Origin of the sequence: Cytobacillus oceanisediminis (genome assembly GCF_004366035.1) — a bacterium.
In the GTDB taxonomy this organism is placed as follows: Bacteria; Bacillota; Bacilli; order Bacillales; family Cytobacillaceae; genus Cytobacillus; species Cytobacillus oceanisediminis_C.
Map to the genome: position 1 here is coordinate 474316 of NZ_SOEE01000001.1, position 17365 is coordinate 491680.

Below are 17365 nucleotides of genomic sequence, written 5' to 3' on the forward strand. Positions count from 1 at the left end.
GAAGATGACATATGCAATTCCCCTCAATAATTTATCCAAAAAAGGGAAGTATACCCATGAAAAAAGTCAACAAAAAAAGCAGTAGGAATGATCCTACCGCTTATTTTGTTTCACGATGTGTAGTCGAACGCTTATCTCTTGGGCAATATTTTTTAAGCTCAAGACGATCTGGATTATTTCGTTTATTTTTTTTAGAAATATAGTTACGATCTCCACATTCTGTGCAAGCTAACGTAATGTTTACACGCATGTAATTTCCCTCCAAACTATGTTCAAACTAGTTCGTTCATACGACTTTTCTATAATATCACTTTTTAAATCGAAATGCTAGTACGTTTTTTTAAAAGTATCCTCTTTAACCCTGCCTATTAGCAGGTTGTTATATTGAAGGATTTCTGATTTGCTGTCCCCTTTAATAATCCATGATTCCCCTTCAATTGTCCCTCTGCCATTGAATACTGCACTAAGCGAGAAGACGCTTATTGCATTTCCCTGGACCATAGGGTGGTATTTCAATGTTCCTTTCTTTCTGCAGTTCCAAATTTGGTCACTGTATACGTTCCAATAAGGCTGAATTGTACACTCTTCCATCTTTTTGCCGTTTAGCTGGCCATTAACCAAAAACAGCTTGGAATCAGCCAAATGAAAGATGACATTCTCTGCGGGAGAAATGAACGAAAGATGTTCACGGGATGAATACTCATGTCTGTGCTGCAATAAGAGCTTAATCATTCTGGGCTCGTCCACATGGTTAGTGATATAGCTTTTAAAATATGAAATTTTCGAGTGTATTTTTTCTGTCTTAATTTGGACAGAAATTTTCTCATCAGGAAATACCTCTTTACTTCCGTTCTCCATCCAGAAAGTTTTCCCGTCTATCCATAAACCCGGAATCATCTTCAATTTCCCAATCGGCGCTTTCTCCATTTCTTCATAAAAATCAGATTGAATCCAATTTAATGTATTCATCTTCATGCACCTTTTTCTTTATATTTTTTAAGAATTTTAATAAAAGGTTTGTACTTATATTTTACCCGTTGATTTCAGCACGGGTCACTTGGTTTCCGCGGGGAGGAACGAGAGCCTCCTCGGCTCTGTCTGCAGGGTCTCCGCTCCATATCCTCCCCTAAGACATTGATTACTCTTCCCGGAAATCAACAGCGCTCGAAGAAAATGCTAATGCATTTTCTAGGATCAAGGCCCTCAGCTGCAATCAACTCAATGCTTAGTGGTTTAAAACTGCTAATACTGCAAAAGCTTTAAACAAGGTCTTCAAGCTTCTGGCTAATTAGGGTTTCTTGGAATACTCTTTTGGTTTCCTCCGCAATGCGTCCCCAGCTGAATAGGCTTTCTGCGACCCTTTGACCTTGTCTGCCAATTGTAAGGGCTGCTTTGGGATCTTCAAGGAGAGCGGATGCCTGCTCTGCGAAACTGCCAGGATCTCCAGGGGTCATGAACAAGCCGGAAAATCCATGTTTTACTATCCCCTTTAGCCCGCCCGTGTTCGATACTATCGCCGGTTTTCCGGCAATCATTGCTTCAAGGGCAACAATGCCAAATGGCTCATAATGACTTGGAAAAACAGCGAACTCACACTTCATAAAGAGAGCTACTCTCTGCATATCATTAATAAATCCTGGAAAATGAATTACATCGTCAACATTCAGTTCTTTCGCTCTTTTTCTGTGCGCTTCAAGCATAGGTCCTTTGCCGGCTATAATCAAATAAGTATCCGGGTGCTTTTCTTTAATAATAGGCGCTGCCTCAATTAAGGTATCAAACCCTTTTTCCCTGACCATCCTCCCAATCGAAAATATCAGCCTTCCTCCTGGTTTCACCTGCAGCCCCTCCAATAAAGAGTCAGGGTCATCAAGAAGGGTTTCTTTGCTGATTCCGTTTGCGATAACAGACATTTTTTCGCTTTCGACAGCAAATTGCTGAAGTACTTCTTCCTTCATATAGTCACTGCAGACAATAACCTGATCTGACCCTAGTATCAGCTGTTCTTCTTTTCTATGGATAAACTTCTGCAATTCTGTGTAAATCCCATTATTTCTTCCATATTCGGTTGCATGTATAGTCGTGATTAGAGGACACTGTAAACTCTCCTTTAGTGACAGGCCGCATGCACCTACAAGCCAGTCATGTGCGTGGATGAGCTCGAAGTGGTGGAAGGATGATAGTTCATTGGCCTTTTGCTCCATCGCCAAATTCAATCCTAATATCCAATGCAAAAAGTTAGGATCTTTTTCATTAAGCGGCTTAACCCGGTGTATATAGATACCATCTTTAAGTTCAGAACTGGAAAGATTCCCCGGATTAGCCGTCAGAATATGGACCTCATAATCCTGTTTCAAGCCTCCTGCGAGTCCATGTACATGTCTTGATAGGCCTCCTACAACATGTGGAGGATATTCCCACGTAAGGAGGAGGATCTTAGGTAAACCTTTATGGCAGTTACTTTTATTTCGCTCAGCAGTTGCCGTATCCATCATTCTTTACCTTCTCCTTCACTCATTGATTCATAATAAGTGTATGTACTCACATTCACAGTCCATTCAGCAGGCTGCCTCTCAGCTTCGCCATTTCCGGATGATTGATAAAGCATTTCCTCAGAAGTATGAATTGCTTCTGAGCGAAGAAATGGGAAGAAATGAGTTTCTGTCAATTTTATGCCCAGCTCTACACAATACACCTTGCCAGGTTTGAGCCCTTTGAAGATCCATTCTGATTGATGGGACAGGATTACTTCATGATCAGAGACCGCATTGGCGCCATCAAAATTAATCCCGCTAACATCATAGATTCTTAAAGATTTTCTCATGGAAGTGACAGGCTCGTGCAAATAAAGTGAAGCCATTTTCTCCTTATGATTAGATAATTTCCATAGTACTTTTACCTTATCAGATGTTAATCGTGATAATATCAATTGATCTTTCGGCTGTTTGGGAACGGCATTTTCTTCAGCTGTCAAATTATTCTCGGCAGACTCCTCGCTGTCGCGTTTTGCTTTATTTTGGATAAGTTTGGTCCATTGGTATTGCACTTTTCCTACTGTTGTCTCAAGCTCACTGGCAATTTTGCGAAATGAAAGCCCCCTGCGGCGAAGCTTAATAATTTCATCGATCATACCCGGCACCTCTTGGATTTAGTTTCATAAGCCAATAAAAAAGGGATATATATGACAAAAAGCAAAATTTTATGACTATTTATATAACTCAATGTTATCACTGATATGGATAGCCTACAATGAACGGAAATTGTCGCTTCTTGCGAATGCACATGCCTGCTTGAATATAAATCAGAAAAAATTTTTTCAAAGTTTGCCGGGAAGCTTTTTCGACAGAGCTCCAGCGACAAATATCTTTAATTTTCACCTGTTTATGGATTACATATCGAAATTTGTCAATTTTGATGGTAAAATATTTCTGTTCAATGAATATGAGGTGACTTTTTTTGGAATCAATCATCCTGGCATTATTGATCTTTTCTATAGGGCTATTTATTCTTTCAGTGTTCTTGAAAGATCCTTATAAAGAGCTGCGAGAAGAAATGGACCAAATGTCCATGCAGCAGATTCAGGAAATGTATCAGATTAAAAAGAAATTAAAAGTATTGGAAGAAGAACTGCTGGTGGCTGAAGAACCCTTTATTCAGCACGTTCCTGCAGACTCTTCTGCTCATTCCTTAGTGAAAAGGGAAGTTCACGAAATTATAAAAAATCAGGTGATGCTGCTTACCAGACAAGGATTGTCAGTAGATCAAATTGCCAGACAATCATCACTCTCTCCTGATGAAGTAAGGACTATTCAAACAGAAATGAAATTTAGAGGTCATGGCCATGAATAAAAGAAATACCCGGGCATTTGCATTTGGCATCCTTACGGCTGTCATAGCCTTCGGTACACCCTATTTTTTCATAAAACCGAAGCAGTCTGAATATAGAAAAATTGATGATAACAGCGCGAAAGAGTTTCTTCAGGCAAACGGCTATACTGTTATGACAGACGAAGAATATACTCTATTGCAGCAGACTAAAGCCGAGGATCCGGCAAATAAGAATACGGAAGAAAAAGAAGAACCTGCTGAAAAAAATGCGAAGCCCGAAGAAGGTTCACAGGAATTCTATCAGCTTACAATTGAGAGCGGCATGACACCTGGGGAAATCGCAGCACAGCTTGAAAAGGCAAATGTAATCGATCAGGCAGCAGATTTCGGCATTTACCTTGAAGAATACGGATACAGCAAAAAAATACAACAGGGCACATTTGAACTGACCACTGATATGAGCTATAAAGAAATCGCAAAAATCATAACAAAAAGCTAAAAGGAGCTGAATCCTTTTAGCTTTTTTACTGTCTAGCTCCAGCGCGGCAAGGCGCTTCTGCTTTCTTGTTTAATTATTCAAATCATACTGACGCCCTTTAACCAGGTAAAAAATATGTTCTGAGATATTGGTAACATGATCAGCTGCTCTTTCTAAATATCGGCAAACAAAAGACAGCTGAGTGATCTGAGGAAGATATTCCGGTTTCTGCAGGTTGATCTGCAGCAGCTCTTTAATTGTTTCACCATATAGGTCGTCTACCTGATCATCCATATCAGCAACTTTTTTTGCCTTTGCAATATCTTCATCAGTGAAAGCCTCCAGGGATAGACGCAGCATTTCTGTAGAAATTTCGTACATTTCTTTTATATGTTCAATCGGCTTAATAAGAGGCTCTGATCCAATCCGTATGGTAGACTTTGCAATATTCACTCCAAAGTCAGCAATCCGTTCAATGTCTGTTGCGATTTTTATAGCGACAATGATGCGGCGAAGGTCAATGGCCACAGGCTGCTGTTTGGCAATTAGCAGAATGGCTAAATCATTTATTTCCTCATATAAAATATCAGCCTGATTATCGTCATCAATGATCTCTAGTGCCAATTCTATATTTTGTGTTTCAAGCGCTTCAACCGATCTATGCAGGGCCTCTACTGCAAAATTGCCAATTTCAATCAGTTTCTTTTGAAGCTCCTGCAGATCATAATCAAACCTTTCACGTACTGCCATCATGGTAATCCCCCTTCATCCATTCAAGAATGATTCTATTCTTTCATAAAACCTGCACACAATAATTAACCGAATCTTCCTGTGATATAATCTTCAGTCCGCTTATCTGAAGGAGTGGAGAAAATCTTATCAGTTTCGGCAAACTCGATTACTTCACCATTTAAAAAGAAAGCTGTTTTATCAGAAATACGGGCTGCCTGCTGCATATTATGCGTAACGATGATGATGCTGAATTCTTCCTTAAGCTCCTGCACCAGCTCCTCTACCTTTAAAGTGGAAATGGGGTCAAGTGCAGAAGTAGGCTCATCCATTAAAATGACATCCGGTTCAATTGCAAGACAGCGTGCAATGCAAAGACGCTGCTGCTGCCCGCCTGATAAGCCGTACGCATTCTGGTTAAGGCGATCCTTAACTTCATCCCAGATTGCCGCTCCCCTTAAGCTTTTTTCAACAATTTCATCCAGGGTTTTTTTATCACGGATTCCGTGTATTTTCGGTCCATATGCCACATTTTCATAAATGGACTTTGGAAAAGGATTAGGCTTTTGGAAAACCATTCCTACACTTGTTCTTAAATCCTCCACTTTAAATGATTTATCAAGAATATTACGCTCGCGGTATAAAATTTCACCGGAAATCTTCACAGAAGGAACCAGCTCGACCATGCGGTTCAGGGTTTTGATATATGTGGACTTTCCACATCCGGATGGTCCGATAATGGCCGTTACTTCATTTTCATTAATGGCCAGATTTATATTTTTTAACGCATGGCCTTCCCCGTACCAAAGGTTAAGATCTTTTGTATGATAAACAACTTTTTTATTCTCTTTTGCTTTTTGGACTAGATTAGCTGTTTTAGTATTCAGATTGGCTTTTTCTGTAACTACAGGCATTTTATTAAACCTCCCAGACTAATATCTTTTTTGGAATTTATTGCGGATTAAAATAGCGATTGAATTCATCGCAAACAATACAATCAATAATATAACGATCGTTGCTGCTGCCAGGTTGGCATATTCTGCTACAAGAGCAGAGTCAATTGTCCAATAATAAATCTGAACCGGCAAAATCGTAAATTTATCAAAAATTCCATCAGGAACGGGAATTAACAATGCCGGAATACCGATAACAACCAATGGCGCTGTTTCCCCGATTGCCCGGGACAGTGCAAGAATAACACCCGTAAGAATTCCCGGCAGAGCTGCGGGAAGGACCACATTTTTAATAGTTTGCCACTTTGTCGCGCCCATACCGTAAGAGGCTTCTCTTAAGAATTGAGGAACTGCACGAATGGCTTCCTGGCTTGCAACTACTACAACAGGAAGAACCAGCAGTGCCATCGTAAGACCTCCTGCCAGAACTACAGAACCCAAATCCATTGCTCTTGCAAAAACAGTTAAACCAAGGATTCCAAATACAACTGACGGAACGCCTGCCAGGTTGGAGATATTCGTTTTAATAAATGAAGAAATGCGTCCCTTAGCTGCATATTCTTCAAGATAAATTGCTGTGCCTACTCCTAAAATCATCGTGACAGGTGCAACAACAAGCATCAGCCATAGTGTTCCTGTTATTGCTCCCCAGATACCGGCTCTTTCAGGATCCGTCGATAAACGATTCATCAGAAAATCCATGTTGATCCAGCCTAAACCATCAGCAAGAACCCGATAGATCAAAACAATTAATACGATAAGGCCAAATAAAGTGGCCATAAAGAAGAGTGTTTTAGCAAGGTTATTGGCTAGCAGGCGGCTGCCCATCTTTTTATGCACTTGTTCTGAATCCACATATTTCATATTAATATTCCTCCCTGAACTTGCGAGAGATATACTGAGCGAGCAGGTTCATAATCAGCGTAAACACAAACAAGGTCATAGCAACAGCATAAAGACTATAATATAATGTTGTTCCAGCTGCCGCTTCCCCACCTGTAACTTCCACGATATAAGCAGTCATGGTCTGCATGGACTGTGTTACGTCAAATGTAAAGTTCTTTGAACTTCCGCTTGCAATGGTAACGATCATCGTCTCCCCGATTGCTCTTGATATACCGAGCACAAAAGAAGCAATGATACCTGAAATAGCTGCCGGAACAACTACCTTCCAGGTTACTTCCAGCTTAGTGGCACCTAATGCAAGGGCACCTTCCCTCATTGCATTTGGCACAGAACTCATCGCATCTTCTGAAAGTGACGCTACCATCGGAATAATCATAATTCCCATTACAATCCCAGGGCTCAAAATATTCGTAGGTTCAAGTCCTGGAATAAAGGATCTCAGTAAAGGTGTTACAAATGTAAAAGCAAAAAATCCATAGACAATAGTAGGGATACCTGCCAGGATTTCAAGAAGAGGCTTTAATGCCTTTCTTGTTTTTTCAGATGCGTATTCACTTAAAAATATCGCTGTCATCAGTCCCACCGGAATCGCAACAAGCATGGCGATTAGTGTGGAAATGATTGTTCCCGTCAGTAAGGGAAGTACACCAAAAACAGCATTTTCTCCTAAAGGCTTTAATTCAGTGCCTGTAAAGAAATCTATAAAAGGAACGTCTTTAAAAAAGGCGATTGTTTCCGTTATTAAGGTAAGTACAATACCAATAGTAGTGAAAACTGATATTGCGGCTATGCCGAATAAAATTTTTGGTATTAATTTTTCAGTGTAATTATTAACACTTCGAGATTTTTTCTTTTGTTGAATGATTTCACGTACATTCAGCTTTTTGTTATCGTGTTGAACAGCACTTTTTGCCAAGTGTAAAACCCCTTTCAGCCTTCTCATCCAAAGAAGTACTCTTTAGCTCATACTACAAAGGAAAAAACAAGTATCATCACAAGAAGATGAGAAGGCAAACTTCTCATCTTCCCATGACAATACTTTCAATCACTTACTTCAATCCGTTCAAAGCATCTAGAGAAGCCTGGATATCTTCATCGGATAATGGCGCAAATCCAGTTTCTGCTGCAACATCCTGTGCATTTTCCATTGTATAGATAGCATAATCAAGCACTTGAGGCTTTTCTTTAGCCATATTTGTATTCAAGTATGTGAATACCGGTCGAGTAAATGGAGCATAATCTCCGTCTTCTTTGATTGTATCTAATGATGGCTCAACAGGTCCGTTGCCAAAGTCTACTTTTACTGCAGTCAATTTATCTTTGTTGCTGTCATAGTATCCGTAGCCAAAGAAACCGATGGCGTTTTTATCTTTTGAGACAAGATCAACTAAAGTTGAGTAGTCCTGCTGTAAGTTGATATTTTCAGGAAGGTCCTGTTCTTCTAGGATATTTTCAAACATAAATTCATAAGTGCCATGGTTTTCATTCGGGCCATAGGTTTGAATTTCTTCATCCGGGAAGTCAGGGCGAACATCTGACCATTTTTTCTTTCCAGCGCTGGCAAGGAAAATATCGATAACTTCTTGCTGAGTAAGTTCAGCAGCCCAGTCATTTTCCTTATTTATTACAATCGTGATGCCATCCAAAGCAACCTTCATTTCCTGTACATCAATGCCAAGATCTTCAGCTGAAGCTTTCTCTTCATCTTTGATTTGGCGGGAAGCATCATTAAAATCTGTTCCGTCTTCTGCAAGGAATTTCTTAAAGCCAGCTGATGTTCCGGAACGGCTTACTTCAACTGATACATTTTCCTGTTCTCCCATATAATTCTCAGCCATGCGGGCCATGAATGGATAAACTGTACCAGAACCGTCTATAACCACACTGCCTTCTAACTCTTCACTTTTATCTCCATTTGCACTAGTGCCTTCATCGCCTCCGCATGCTGCAGTGAATGCCATTACAGCTGACAGCATTAGTAATAGGCTCATTTTTTTAAGACGTTTCATTCCTGAATTCCCCCTAAGAAATTTGGTTGTTTTGTCCTACGTGTTTAGAATAAGGGTTGACTATTAACCCGGTTTTAACCGAATGTAAAGCTTTTGTAAATGTAGGCGATATTTGTGTAAATTTGTCGGCAGTTGGGGAATATATTAAGTTCAGTAAAAGAAAGCGGGTATAAAAAAAAGCCTCCCATCAAGGGAGACTCATTCATCTTCTTTACGGGCATCTTCCTGCCCTTCAAGTACTTCATCTATATTTTCCACTTTTTGAACAGATTCTTTAGCATCATCGCCCTTTTTATGACGTTCCTTTTTAAGATCAAAATAAGCGTCCAGGACTCGCTGTCCAATTTCTTTATTGGCACCGTGGTCTACGCTTCCCTGGTAAGCCCATGGAACTAAAACTGCCATAGCAACCTCGGGGTTTTCAGACGGCGCATAGCTTACAAGACTAAGGTTCATCACTTCTGGCGGCTCTTTGCCAAACTTGCTTCGTTCCGGTCCATCATAAAATGCCTCGGCAGTACCGGTTTTTCCTGCGGGCTTATAGTCCTTATTGCCAAACAAACCGTAAGCTGTTCCGCCTTTTTCCTGCATGACTCTGCGGAAGCCTTCTTGGACACGGTCCATCCAGCCATCTTCAAGTTCTACCCGATTAAGGACTTTCGGCTCCATTTCCTGGACAATAGGACCAAGTTCATTATTTTCCATCAATGGCTCGCGGATTTCCTTTACTATATGAGGCTCCATTCTGTTTCCGCCATTGGCTATGACCGAAACATATTGGGCAAGCTGCATGTTGGAATAAGTATCATACTGGCCAATCGAAAGGTCAAGCATGAAACCTGGCAATGTACTCATTCCTTTAAAGCCCGTTTGCTCATTCGGCAAATCAATTCCTGTCCGTACCCCAAGCCCGAATTGAGCGAAGGAATCCCTTACAGTACTAAAAGCTTTTTCATTTATCCGCAACGGCTGCTCATACTCATATTTACCGCCGCCTATATTGATGACAGTTTCAAACATATAAACGTTGGAAGAAAATTTAAGCGCATTAATATCATTTAAAGGACCAAAATTTCTCCAGGATTTTTTTACAGGTGTGCCTTTAATTTTTAGAGGCCTATCATAAAAAACGGTTCCTGGGTTAATGGCGCCCGTCTTATATCCGGTAAGAATTGTAGCACCCTTCACAGCAGAACCCACATTATAAGTAGTAGTGATATTGCCCAATGCATCGTCCTGCATGACTGATTGGCCTGTCTCTTTATCCTTCACAATCTTTTTGCCAGCCATTGAAAGAACCTCTCCGGTATGAGGATCCATCAGCACTACGTATGCTCTGTCCAATAATGCAGTCCCAGCTGATGCCTTGGCTTCACGCAATTCCTCTTCAATGATTTTCTCTACTTCCTTCTGAAGATCCATATCAATGCTCAGCACAAGGTCCTTTCCTCTTTGTCCATCAGTGATGGGTACAGTTTCAAGGACATTCCCGGCTTTATCTGTAACATTTTTCACTTTTGCCTTTTGGCCGTGAAGCACTTCTTCGTATTGCATCTCAATATAACTCTTTCCAACACGGTCATTACGGCTGTAATCACGGGCCATATAGTATTCAAGCTGTTCAGCCGGCAGCCCTTCATCAGAGCTTGTCACATTACCCAGCACTGATTTCAATGTATCCCCGAAGGCGTAATACCTTTCCCAGTCGGTTGTTGTATCCACCCCCTGAAGTATTTGAAGATTTTCACTGACAACTGCGAATTCCTCGGGAGTGACTTCTTTATTTTTGACAATTTGCGGTGTTAATGCGTATCCGCTTGTAAACTCTCTGTAGATGGCAAGTACTTCTAGATCATCTTTTGTCAATTCGCTTAATTCATCTTCTGTAATTCGATCCAATGTGAGCTGATAGATGGCTTTGTCCAATTCTTTCTGGTCGCCTTCATACTTTTTTTCAAGCTTTTCCTTGTCTTTTTTTGAGATCTTTTTTTCAGCCTCTTCTGGATTTTTCATAATCCAGTAATCTTTCTTATCGCGTTCCTGAACTTTTTCGGTGTCTTTGTGTATGAGCTTGGCCAGCCTTTCTGCCACCTCAAGCATTTCGTCCTGCTTGTATCCATTATTAGTAAATGTAATGGCATTTTGCGGAGTATTATCGACAATCACCTGGCCATTTCTGTCAAACATCTTTCCTCTCGGCACCGGGCTGTTGACTGTAACATCTTCCGTTCTTTCAATCTCTCGCTTATAATCATCACCATATACTATCTGAACCATTCCAAGCCTGAGGATCAGCATGGAAAACAATAAAAACACAGCAAAGAAGAGCATATTCAGACGGAAAGGAACATGGGTCTTCTTCTTTTTTTTCCTATTCAAAATTAAGCACACTTCCTTTAAAAAAGTCTCATAATCCCATTCTAAAAGAAAATAACAATAAATTCTATAAAGAACCCTTTTTCGACAGAGATATTTTTACTGGTAAAAAAAGAGAGAGGATTTCCCCTCTCTCATGCAGACTGAAATTGTATTTTCCTGACGAAGAAATATATAACCGAATGTCCGGCCCCAATGATTAAGAGAAGAATAGGGATGCTTTTTTCTTCATTGAAAAAAGATACCACAGCTAAAAAACCTAAAATGGATACTATACGTCCTGCATTTAAGAAGATTTCCCTTACTACGATATACTCAATTCTCATCTCTGCAGCCTTCCAGCCTCTGCCAATGACATCATATGTTAATGAGATATAAGGCACTAGCAGGAGAGGATACGCAATAGCAATAGTGGCTGCATACATCAGCAGCTTTTGATACGTAACCTCAAAGACGATAAAGAATATGGCACCATACAGTAATAACCCGCCAATAAGAATGGCCCTTTTCCGATACTCTTTCTTTAAAAGCCTGGATACAAGAAAATACCCCAAAAAAGATATACTTGAGTTGACCAGTCCGTATGTACCAAGAGCCAATTCACTGCCAGTTGAAATAAAAACATAAACTGATATGACAAAAATAAAGGTTCCCTCTCTGAGTCCCTGAAAAAAATGGGCATTAGTAATCATACGCCAGTTCAGGCTGTTTTTACGTTCTGCAAGGATTCTTCCAAACAAATACCTTCCGTCAGCTGGCCTCCTTTTAAGAAAAAAGCTTAAAAATACAGCTATTGAAAAAAGTGTCAGGGAGATGCCGAAGATAACGGAATAGCCCGTGAACTTTTCCATCCTTGAAATAATGAAACCCGCTGCTATCGGTCCGATCATACCCCCAACGGATGTTAGTATTCCAAGGAAGCCATTAAAGAAATCGCGATTCTCCGGCTCAGTTATTTCAAAAGTAAGAACATTGAATGCAAGCCAGTAGAAACCATACCCGACCCCCAGCAGAGCCCCAAGAAGCAATAGAAATTTTGAGGCATTCGTTCCAATGAAAAGCACTGTCAGATAAAATAGAGCCAAAAAAATCACGCCGATTCTCAGCACAATGACACGGTCAATTTTTTTCGCCCATCTCCCTGCCAGGATAAACGTCAAAGGCTGAAGCACTACAATGGCCAGATTATATAAAGCCAGATCGCTGAACTCACCAGACTGCTTCCAGAGATAAATATTAACAAATGTGTTTGAAAGGGCAGCACTTAAAGAATAAAGCCCCCCTATAAATAATAGCAATGTTAAGTCTTTGGTTAAATCGACATCACCGATCAGTTTTTTAAATCTGCTCATAAAAAAACTCCCCTTTGGTTCTAAGGGTAGTCTCCTACAAAGACAGTTCGGTTATGCAATGATTTAGAAATTAGGGGAAAGCCTCCGGAAATTCAATTTAATTTAAAGCAAAAAAACACGGCAGATGTAATCTGCCGTGTTTTTTCATTTTATTTTGCAGCGCTGTAACGCTTAGAAACCTCATCCCAGTTAACAACATTCCAGAAAGAATTGATGTATTCAGGACGGCGGTTTTGATATTTTAAGTAATAAGCATGCTCCCAGACATCAAGGCCAAGGATAGGAGTCTTGCCTTCCATTAAAGGAGAATCCTGGTTAGGTGTGCTTGTAACTTCCAATTCGCCATTGTTTACTGCCAGCCAAGCCCATCCAGAACCGAAGCGAGTTGTAGCTGCTTTAGCAAATTCTTCTTTGAAGCTGTCATAGCTTCCGAATTTGCTGCTGATAGCGTCTGCTAATTCACCTGTAGGCTCACCTCCGCCATTTGGAGAAATGATCTGCCAGAATAGAGAATGGTTTGCATGGCCGCCGCCGTTATTTCGTACTGCAGTGCGAGCAGCTTCTGGTACGGCATCCAGGTTAGAAATAACTTCTTCAACAGTTTTAGAAAGAAGCTCTTCGTTTCCTTCTAAAGCATTGTTAAGGTTGGTTACATAAGTATTGTGATGCTTTGTATGATGAATATTCATCGTTTCTTTGTCGATGTTTGGCTCCAATGCATCATAAGCGTAAGGTAATTGCGGTAATTCGAATGCCATAATAAAATTCCTCCCTATGTATCTGTTTTAGTAAGCCCTCTAAAACACTCCAATCATTTATAAAATTCTGATTTTAGAATGTTTCTAAGGTCTTTAGTTTAAGATTACCAAAGTTGGTTTTTTGTTTCAAACAAAATGCTTTGCTACATATATACAATATCCTAATTTGTTTTTATTATTCCATTAAATTCAAACATTCGAGCGGGCCATCAAAGGACTGCAAATAGAAAATAAATAATCATTACCCCTTGTATCACCGCTTTGGCTGCTGCACTGCTGACAAAGCCGATTACCGATCCGAAACCGATCTTCAATGCATCATTGAAGCTGGCCTTATTTACTGCGAGTTCAGCAATGAATGCTCCCAAAAAAGGCCCAATTAATATTCCCAATACAGGGATGACAAATGGACCTGCCAACAGGCCGATTGTGCTTCCCCAGATACCCGCTTTTGATCCGCCATACTTTTTTACCCCAATCATATTTGCTACGTAGTCTGCACCAAATAGCAGCAGGACAAATAGCACCTGTATCGTCCAGAAAAGCCAGTTAAAAGGTTCGAAAGAAAAAAGAATTCCATACAGGATAAAACCGCCCAGCAAAAACAGCACACTTGGAATAATCGGAAAAACCAGGCCCGCAAAAGCGATAATAAATAACAGAATGATCAGTGTCCAATAAATGATTTCCATGATCAGCATCCTTTTATCAAAATAAATAAGCAAGGGATTCCCCCTTGCTTATTTTACCACTTAATCTTCTCCTAAAACAGCTTCAGCAATATTCACCGCGTGATCACCGATACGCTCAAGGTTGCTGACAATGTCTACATATACAATGCCGGCCTGGCCAGAGCAGACTCCTTCATTTAACCGAAGAATATGCTGTTTTCGGAGCTTTCTTTCCATTTTATCTATTTCTTCTTCTTTTTTCACCACATGCTCGGCTGCAATTTTATCATTGTGATCCAGTGCCTGAAGGGCTTCTTTTACAGTAGAAATGGTTAATTTGAACATCTGTTCTAAATCAGCCATGGCTGAATCAGTAATGGACACTTTATTTGCCTGTTTATAATCAATCAGTTCTATTACATTTTCGAAATGATCACCAATACGCTCAATATCTCTTACCGTATCCATCAGCACAGTGTGCTCAGCAGACTCATGTGCTGAAAGTGAACTTGTAGATAACTTTATTAGGTAGTCCGTAATTTTACGGTCAAGGTTATTGATCGCGTCCTCTAGCTGGTATGCACTTTCTGAATGTTTTTGATTGCCTGTTTTCAAATATTGAACCGTTTCTTCAAGTCCTCTTACAGAGAATGTTCCCATCCGAAGCACTTCTTCTTTAGCTTGTCCAAGTGCAATCGAGGGTGATTGTTCTATAAAAACAGGATCCAAATGTTTTGCTTTATATTCAGCAACTGCATCTTCACCCGGAATAAGCTTTGTTACAATCCATGCTAGTGCTGCTACAAATGGCAGCTGTAAAAGTGTATTAGTACTATTAAAAATTCCATGTGCAAAGGCAATGGTCATTTCAGGATTTAGATCTATATTCCCCTGCAGTGTTTCAATTAATAATGTAAATGGCTTTAATAAAATTAAGAAGATAGTAGTACCAATTAAGTTAAACAATACATGCACGGCTGCGGCTCTTCTTGCAGCAACAGACGCTCCAATAGCAGCTAATACCGCTGTAATGGTCGTTCCAATATTATCTCCAAACAGAACTGGCAATGCCGCATCCAGGTTAATAAGTTCTTCAGAAAACAAACCTTGAAGAATGCCGATTGTGGCACTTGAGCTCTGAACAATAACAGTAAACACTGTCCCGACGACCACACCTAGAATTGGATTTGAACTCATGCTTACAGTCAAGTCATGAAAAGCTTCCAAAGAACGCAGAGGCTTCATCCCCCCGCTCATTAATTCAAGTCCATAGAATAAGGCACCAAAGCCAAAGACAATTTGACCGAAATTATTAACTTTTTTATTTTTAAAGAAAAACAATAGGATAGAGCCTAAAGCAATAATCGGCAAAGCGTATTCCCCGATATCAATCCCGATGATGAAAGCAGTTACCGTGGTTCCAATATTGGCTCCCATAATAACACCTATTGCCTGGCGCAATGTCATGAATCCGGCAGATACTAATCCAACTGTAATAACAGTGGTTGCAGAGCTGCTCTGTATAAGAATGGTGACAAGAATACCTGCCAGCACTCCCATTAAAGGATTCGTAGTAAAGCGATCTAATAAATCCCTCAGCCGGTCACCAGCTGATTTTTGGAGCCCATCACCCATGAACTTGATTCCATAAAGGAAAATACCAAGCCCGCCCAAAAACTCAAAAAGCATTTGCTGAACATTAAGTTCCACCATTATCCAACCCCTATAAATGTTTATTCGACATGATTCATCAAACCCCATACAATTATTAATGGAAACCTATAGAAATGTAAACCTGTTACGAACTAATTTTACAATTCCTTAACATTACATACTTATATTACATTTTTGTTACAAATACCTGAAAAACTTGCAAACAAGTTTGTCTTGTAACATCTGGATATTTGGCTAAAATATAATAGTGAATCTCAAAAAGGGTGTGTCCAAATGAATCTTTTTCTTCAGTTTTATAAAAGCTTGTATTCTCCAAAAGATATCGCTTTATTTCGTCATCAGGGTATAGGAAAAACTATTTTGTATGTGTTTTTCCTTACCCTGCTATCAGTACTTCCAACCGTTTTTTATTCCGGATCGGCAATTATTAATGGCTTAAATGCTATTGATGAAACAATTGACAGTGATTTACCGGATTTTGAAATTGCAGAAGGACAGCTTCACACAGAGGAGGAAGTACCTGTAACCATCAATAAAGATAACTTTACAATCATTGTTGATTCGACAGGAGCAGTTAACCCTTCTGTTTTATCCGAAAGCGGCAATACGATTGCCTTATTAAAAAATGAGGTCTACATACATGCTGAAGGACAGGAACAGACATATCCATACACATTGCTGACAAGCGGCACAACCAAAAATGACTTATCAGACTTCCTTGCTTCAGCAGAATCCCTTATGCCGATTATTGTTCCCATAATAGCGATTGTCATTTATATTTTTGCAGCGGGCATTCGATTTATCGAGATTTCCCTGTTAGCATTTGCAGGTCTGCTTATCAAAAAGGCTCTGGTAAAAAAATTGGAGTATCGTCATTTATGGCGTATGTCTGCCTACAGCATTACTTTGCCAGCCATTTTCTTTGCTATCATGTCAGCCCTGCATACTTCAGTGCAAAACGGGGCGATTATTAACTGGTTTGTTTCTCTTATCATCCTCCTCTTGTCCATAAAGGAAGTTGCATCTCATAACTCTAAATAAAAGCGTGCCAATTGCGCGTTTTTATTTTTGCAATTAAAAAGAGGAGTTATTTCATAAATAAAGCAGTTATTAATGCAGAATAATAAAAATAGAGGGCTTTTTTGGTCTAATCATATTTGGACAAGCATACATATTGGGTAAACATGCTATTTGCAGGGGGTTTGCCAGTATGAAGAAGCTTGCGGGCGTAATACTTTCAATTCTAGTTATATATGTAATCTATTATGATCTTAATCATGGGACATTGCCCGCTGGACAAAAGCAAGCATTGGAGGCTAGTACGCTGCCCACAGAAACAGGTGAACCCTATTTTGAAAAAAAGGTCAATCCTGGAGAAACAGTTCTTTCAATTATAGAACTAAACCTTGATGGCCCAATTCCTGTTGGCATAGACCAGGTAGTGTCAGACTTCACGGAATTAAATAATGGAATGCAGCCTGAAGACATTAAGTCAGGGGAGACCTATAAATTTCCAAAATATACTCAGAACAACTAATCATCATTCTTGTCAACTTCAGCGGTTCATTGATACAATAAAGTGAACCTTCTCTAACAGCATACATCTCAGCTGTTATATGAAAAGATAAAAA

Annotated in this window: 18 protein-coding genes; 4 read left to right on the forward strand and 14 right to left on the reverse strand. The window is 39.9% G+C overall.

What is annotated here, in order from left to right:
* Positions 1 to 100: 100 nt before the first annotated feature.
* The 4 genes from rpmG to DFO72_RS02535 form a co-directional block, all read right to left on the reverse strand.
* Positions 101 to 250, reverse strand: a complete 150-nt coding sequence (gene rpmG, locus DFO72_RS02520) for a 50S ribosomal protein L33 (protein WP_009332954.1) — start codon at positions 248 to 250, stop codon at positions 101 to 103.
* Between the two features lie 77 nt (positions 251 to 327).
* Entirely contained in the window at positions 328 to 969 is a 642-nt protein-coding gene (locus tag DFO72_RS02525) for a hypothetical protein (RefSeq protein ID WP_113882834.1), read from the reverse strand.
* Between the two features lie 290 nt (positions 970 to 1259).
* Positions 1260 to 2495, reverse strand: a complete 1236-nt coding sequence (locus DFO72_RS02530) for a glycosyltransferase family 4 protein (RefSeq protein WP_113882833.1) — start codon at positions 2493 to 2495, stop codon at positions 1260 to 1262.
* Positions 2492 to 3130 carry a DUF4912 domain-containing protein gene (locus tag DFO72_RS02535; protein ID WP_243856045.1) on the reverse strand — a complete coding sequence of 213 codons (639 nt, stop codon included), beginning with the start codon at positions 3128 to 3130 and terminating at the stop codon, positions 2492 to 2494. The genes DFO72_RS02530 and DFO72_RS02535 overlap by 4 nt, the downstream gene beginning before the upstream one ends.
* A 326-nt stretch (positions 3131 to 3456) precedes the next feature.
* On the opposite strand from DFO72_RS02535, the gene DFO72_RS02540 reads away from it, so the two are divergent.
* Positions 3457 to 3849: a hypothetical protein gene (locus DFO72_RS02540; protein ID WP_243856046.1), complete on the forward strand. Its 393-nt coding sequence runs from the start codon at positions 3457 to 3459 to the stop codon at positions 3847 to 3849.
* Positions 3842 to 4327, forward strand: coding sequence for an endolytic transglycosylase MltG (locus DFO72_RS02545; RefSeq protein WP_113882831.1), 486 nt, complete (start codon positions 3842 to 3844; stop codon positions 4325 to 4327). Before DFO72_RS02540 ends, DFO72_RS02545 begins: the two co-directional genes overlap by 8 nt.
* Before the next feature lie 69 nt (positions 4328 to 4396).
* Here DFO72_RS02545 and phoU read toward each other — a convergent pair whose 3' ends face one another.
* From phoU to DFO72_RS02595, 10 genes are all read right to left on the reverse strand, one after another.
* On the reverse strand, positions 4397 to 5056 hold the full coding sequence (phoU, locus tag DFO72_RS02550) for a phosphate signaling complex protein PhoU (protein ID WP_181782314.1): 660 nt from the start codon (positions 5054 to 5056) through the stop codon (positions 4397 to 4399).
* 65 nt (positions 5057 to 5121) lie between these two features.
* The gene (pstB, locus tag DFO72_RS02555; protein ID WP_181782312.1) at positions 5122 to 5922 is read right to left on the reverse strand and encodes a phosphate ABC transporter ATP-binding protein PstB; all 801 of its coding nucleotides are present in this window, start codon (positions 5920 to 5922) and stop codon (positions 5122 to 5124) included.
* A 45-nt stretch (positions 5923 to 5967) separates the two neighbouring features.
* Positions 5968 to 6852, reverse strand: a complete 885-nt coding sequence (gene pstA / locus DFO72_RS02560; protein WP_113882828.1) for a phosphate ABC transporter permease PstA — start codon at positions 6850 to 6852, stop codon at positions 5968 to 5970.
* 1 nt (position 6853) lies between these two features.
* Entirely contained in the window at positions 6854 to 7810 is a 957-nt protein-coding gene (gene pstC / locus DFO72_RS02565) for a phosphate ABC transporter permease subunit PstC (protein WP_009332963.1), read from the reverse strand.
* A 133-nt stretch (positions 7811 to 7943) separates the two neighbouring features.
* Positions 7944 to 8903, reverse strand: a complete 960-nt coding sequence (locus DFO72_RS02570) for a PstS family phosphate ABC transporter substrate-binding protein (RefSeq protein WP_113882827.1) — start codon at positions 8901 to 8903, stop codon at positions 7944 to 7946.
* Between the two features lie 198 nt (positions 8904 to 9101).
* On the reverse strand, positions 9102 to 11282 hold the full coding sequence (locus DFO72_RS02575; protein ID WP_113882826.1) for a peptidoglycan D,D-transpeptidase FtsI family protein: 2181 nt from the start codon (positions 11280 to 11282) through the stop codon (positions 9102 to 9104).
* Positions 11283 to 11413: 131 nt separating this feature from the next.
* Positions 11414 to 12631 carry an MFS transporter gene (locus tag DFO72_RS02580; RefSeq protein WP_113882825.1) on the reverse strand — a complete coding sequence of 406 codons (1218 nt, stop codon included), beginning with the start codon at positions 12629 to 12631 and terminating at the stop codon, positions 11414 to 11416.
* 149 nt (positions 12632 to 12780) lie between these two features.
* Positions 12781 to 13389 carry a superoxide dismutase gene (locus tag DFO72_RS02585; RefSeq protein ID WP_113882824.1) on the reverse strand — a complete coding sequence of 203 codons (609 nt, stop codon included), beginning with the start codon at positions 13387 to 13389 and terminating at the stop codon, positions 12781 to 12783.
* 209 nt (positions 13390 to 13598) lie between these two features.
* Entirely contained in the window at positions 13599 to 14081 is a 483-nt protein-coding gene (locus DFO72_RS02590; RefSeq protein ID WP_113882867.1) for a DUF456 domain-containing protein, read from the reverse strand.
* Positions 14082 to 14141: 60 nt separating this feature from the next.
* The gene (locus tag DFO72_RS02595) at positions 14142 to 15773 is read right to left on the reverse strand and encodes a Na/Pi cotransporter family protein (protein ID WP_113882823.1); all 1632 of its coding nucleotides are present in this window, start codon (positions 15771 to 15773) and stop codon (positions 14142 to 14144) included.
* A 234-nt stretch (positions 15774 to 16007) separates the two neighbouring features.
* Between DFO72_RS02595 and DFO72_RS02600 the strand changes: the two genes are divergently transcribed.
* Together DFO72_RS02600 and DFO72_RS02605 are read left to right on the forward strand one after the other, a co-directional pair.
* Positions 16008 to 16775, forward strand: coding sequence for a DUF1189 domain-containing protein (locus DFO72_RS02600; RefSeq protein ID WP_113882822.1), 768 nt, complete (start codon positions 16008 to 16010; stop codon positions 16773 to 16775).
* A gap of 169 nt (positions 16776 to 16944) precedes the next feature.
* Positions 16945 to 17271 (forward strand): hypothetical protein, encoded by a 327-nt coding sequence (locus DFO72_RS02605; protein ID WP_113882821.1) that lies wholly within the window; start codon positions 16945 to 16947, stop codon positions 17269 to 17271.
* Positions 17272 to 17365 lie beyond the last annotated feature (94 nt).

Bases quoted from the DNA above. Each gene is read 5' to 3' on its own strand.
- rpmG (WP_009332954.1), bottom strand. From the start codon at position 250: ATGCGTGTAAACATTACGTTAGCTTGCACAGAATGTGGAGATCGTAAC.
- DFO72_RS02525 (WP_113882834.1), bottom strand. From the start codon at position 969: ATGAATACATTAAATTGGATTCAATCTGATTTTTATGAAGAAATGGAG.
- DFO72_RS02530 (WP_113882833.1), bottom strand. From the start codon at position 2,495: ATGATGGATACGGCAACTGCTGAGCGAAATAAAAGTAACTGCCATAAA.
- DFO72_RS02535 (WP_243856045.1), bottom strand. From the start codon at position 3,130: ATGATCGATGAAATTATTAAGCTTCGCCGCAGGGGGCTTTCATTTCGC.
- DFO72_RS02545 (WP_113882831.1), top strand. From the start codon at position 3,842: ATGAATAAAAGAAATACCCGGGCATTTGCATTTGGCATCCTTACGGCT.
- phoU (WP_181782314.1), bottom strand. From the start codon at position 5,056: ATGGCAGTACGTGAAAGGTTTGATTATGATCTGCAGGAGCTTCAAAAG.
- pstA (WP_113882828.1), bottom strand. From the start codon at position 6,852: ATGAAATATGTGGATTCAGAACAAGTGCATAAAAAGATGGGCAGCCGC.
- DFO72_RS02570 (WP_113882827.1), bottom strand. From the start codon at position 8,903: ATGAAACGTCTTAAAAAAATGAGCCTATTACTAATGCTGTCAGCTGTA.
- DFO72_RS02580 (WP_113882825.1), bottom strand. From the start codon at position 12,631: ATGAGCAGATTTAAAAAACTGATCGGTGATGTCGATTTAACCAAAGAC.
- DFO72_RS02585 (WP_113882824.1), bottom strand. From the start codon at position 13,389: ATGGCATTCGAATTACCGCAATTACCTTACGCTTATGATGCATTGGAG.
- DFO72_RS02590 (WP_113882867.1), bottom strand. From the start codon at position 14,081: ATGGAAATCATTTATTGGACACTGATCATTCTGTTATTTATTATCGCT.
- DFO72_RS02595 (WP_113882823.1), bottom strand. From the start codon at position 15,773: ATGGTGGAACTTAATGTTCAGCAAATGCTTTTTGAGTTTTTGGGCGGG.
- DFO72_RS02600 (WP_113882822.1), top strand. From the start codon at position 16,008: ATGAATCTTTTTCTTCAGTTTTATAAAAGCTTGTATTCTCCAAAAGAT.
- DFO72_RS02605 (WP_113882821.1), top strand. From the start codon at position 16,945: ATGAAGAAGCTTGCGGGCGTAATACTTTCAATTCTAGTTATATATGTA.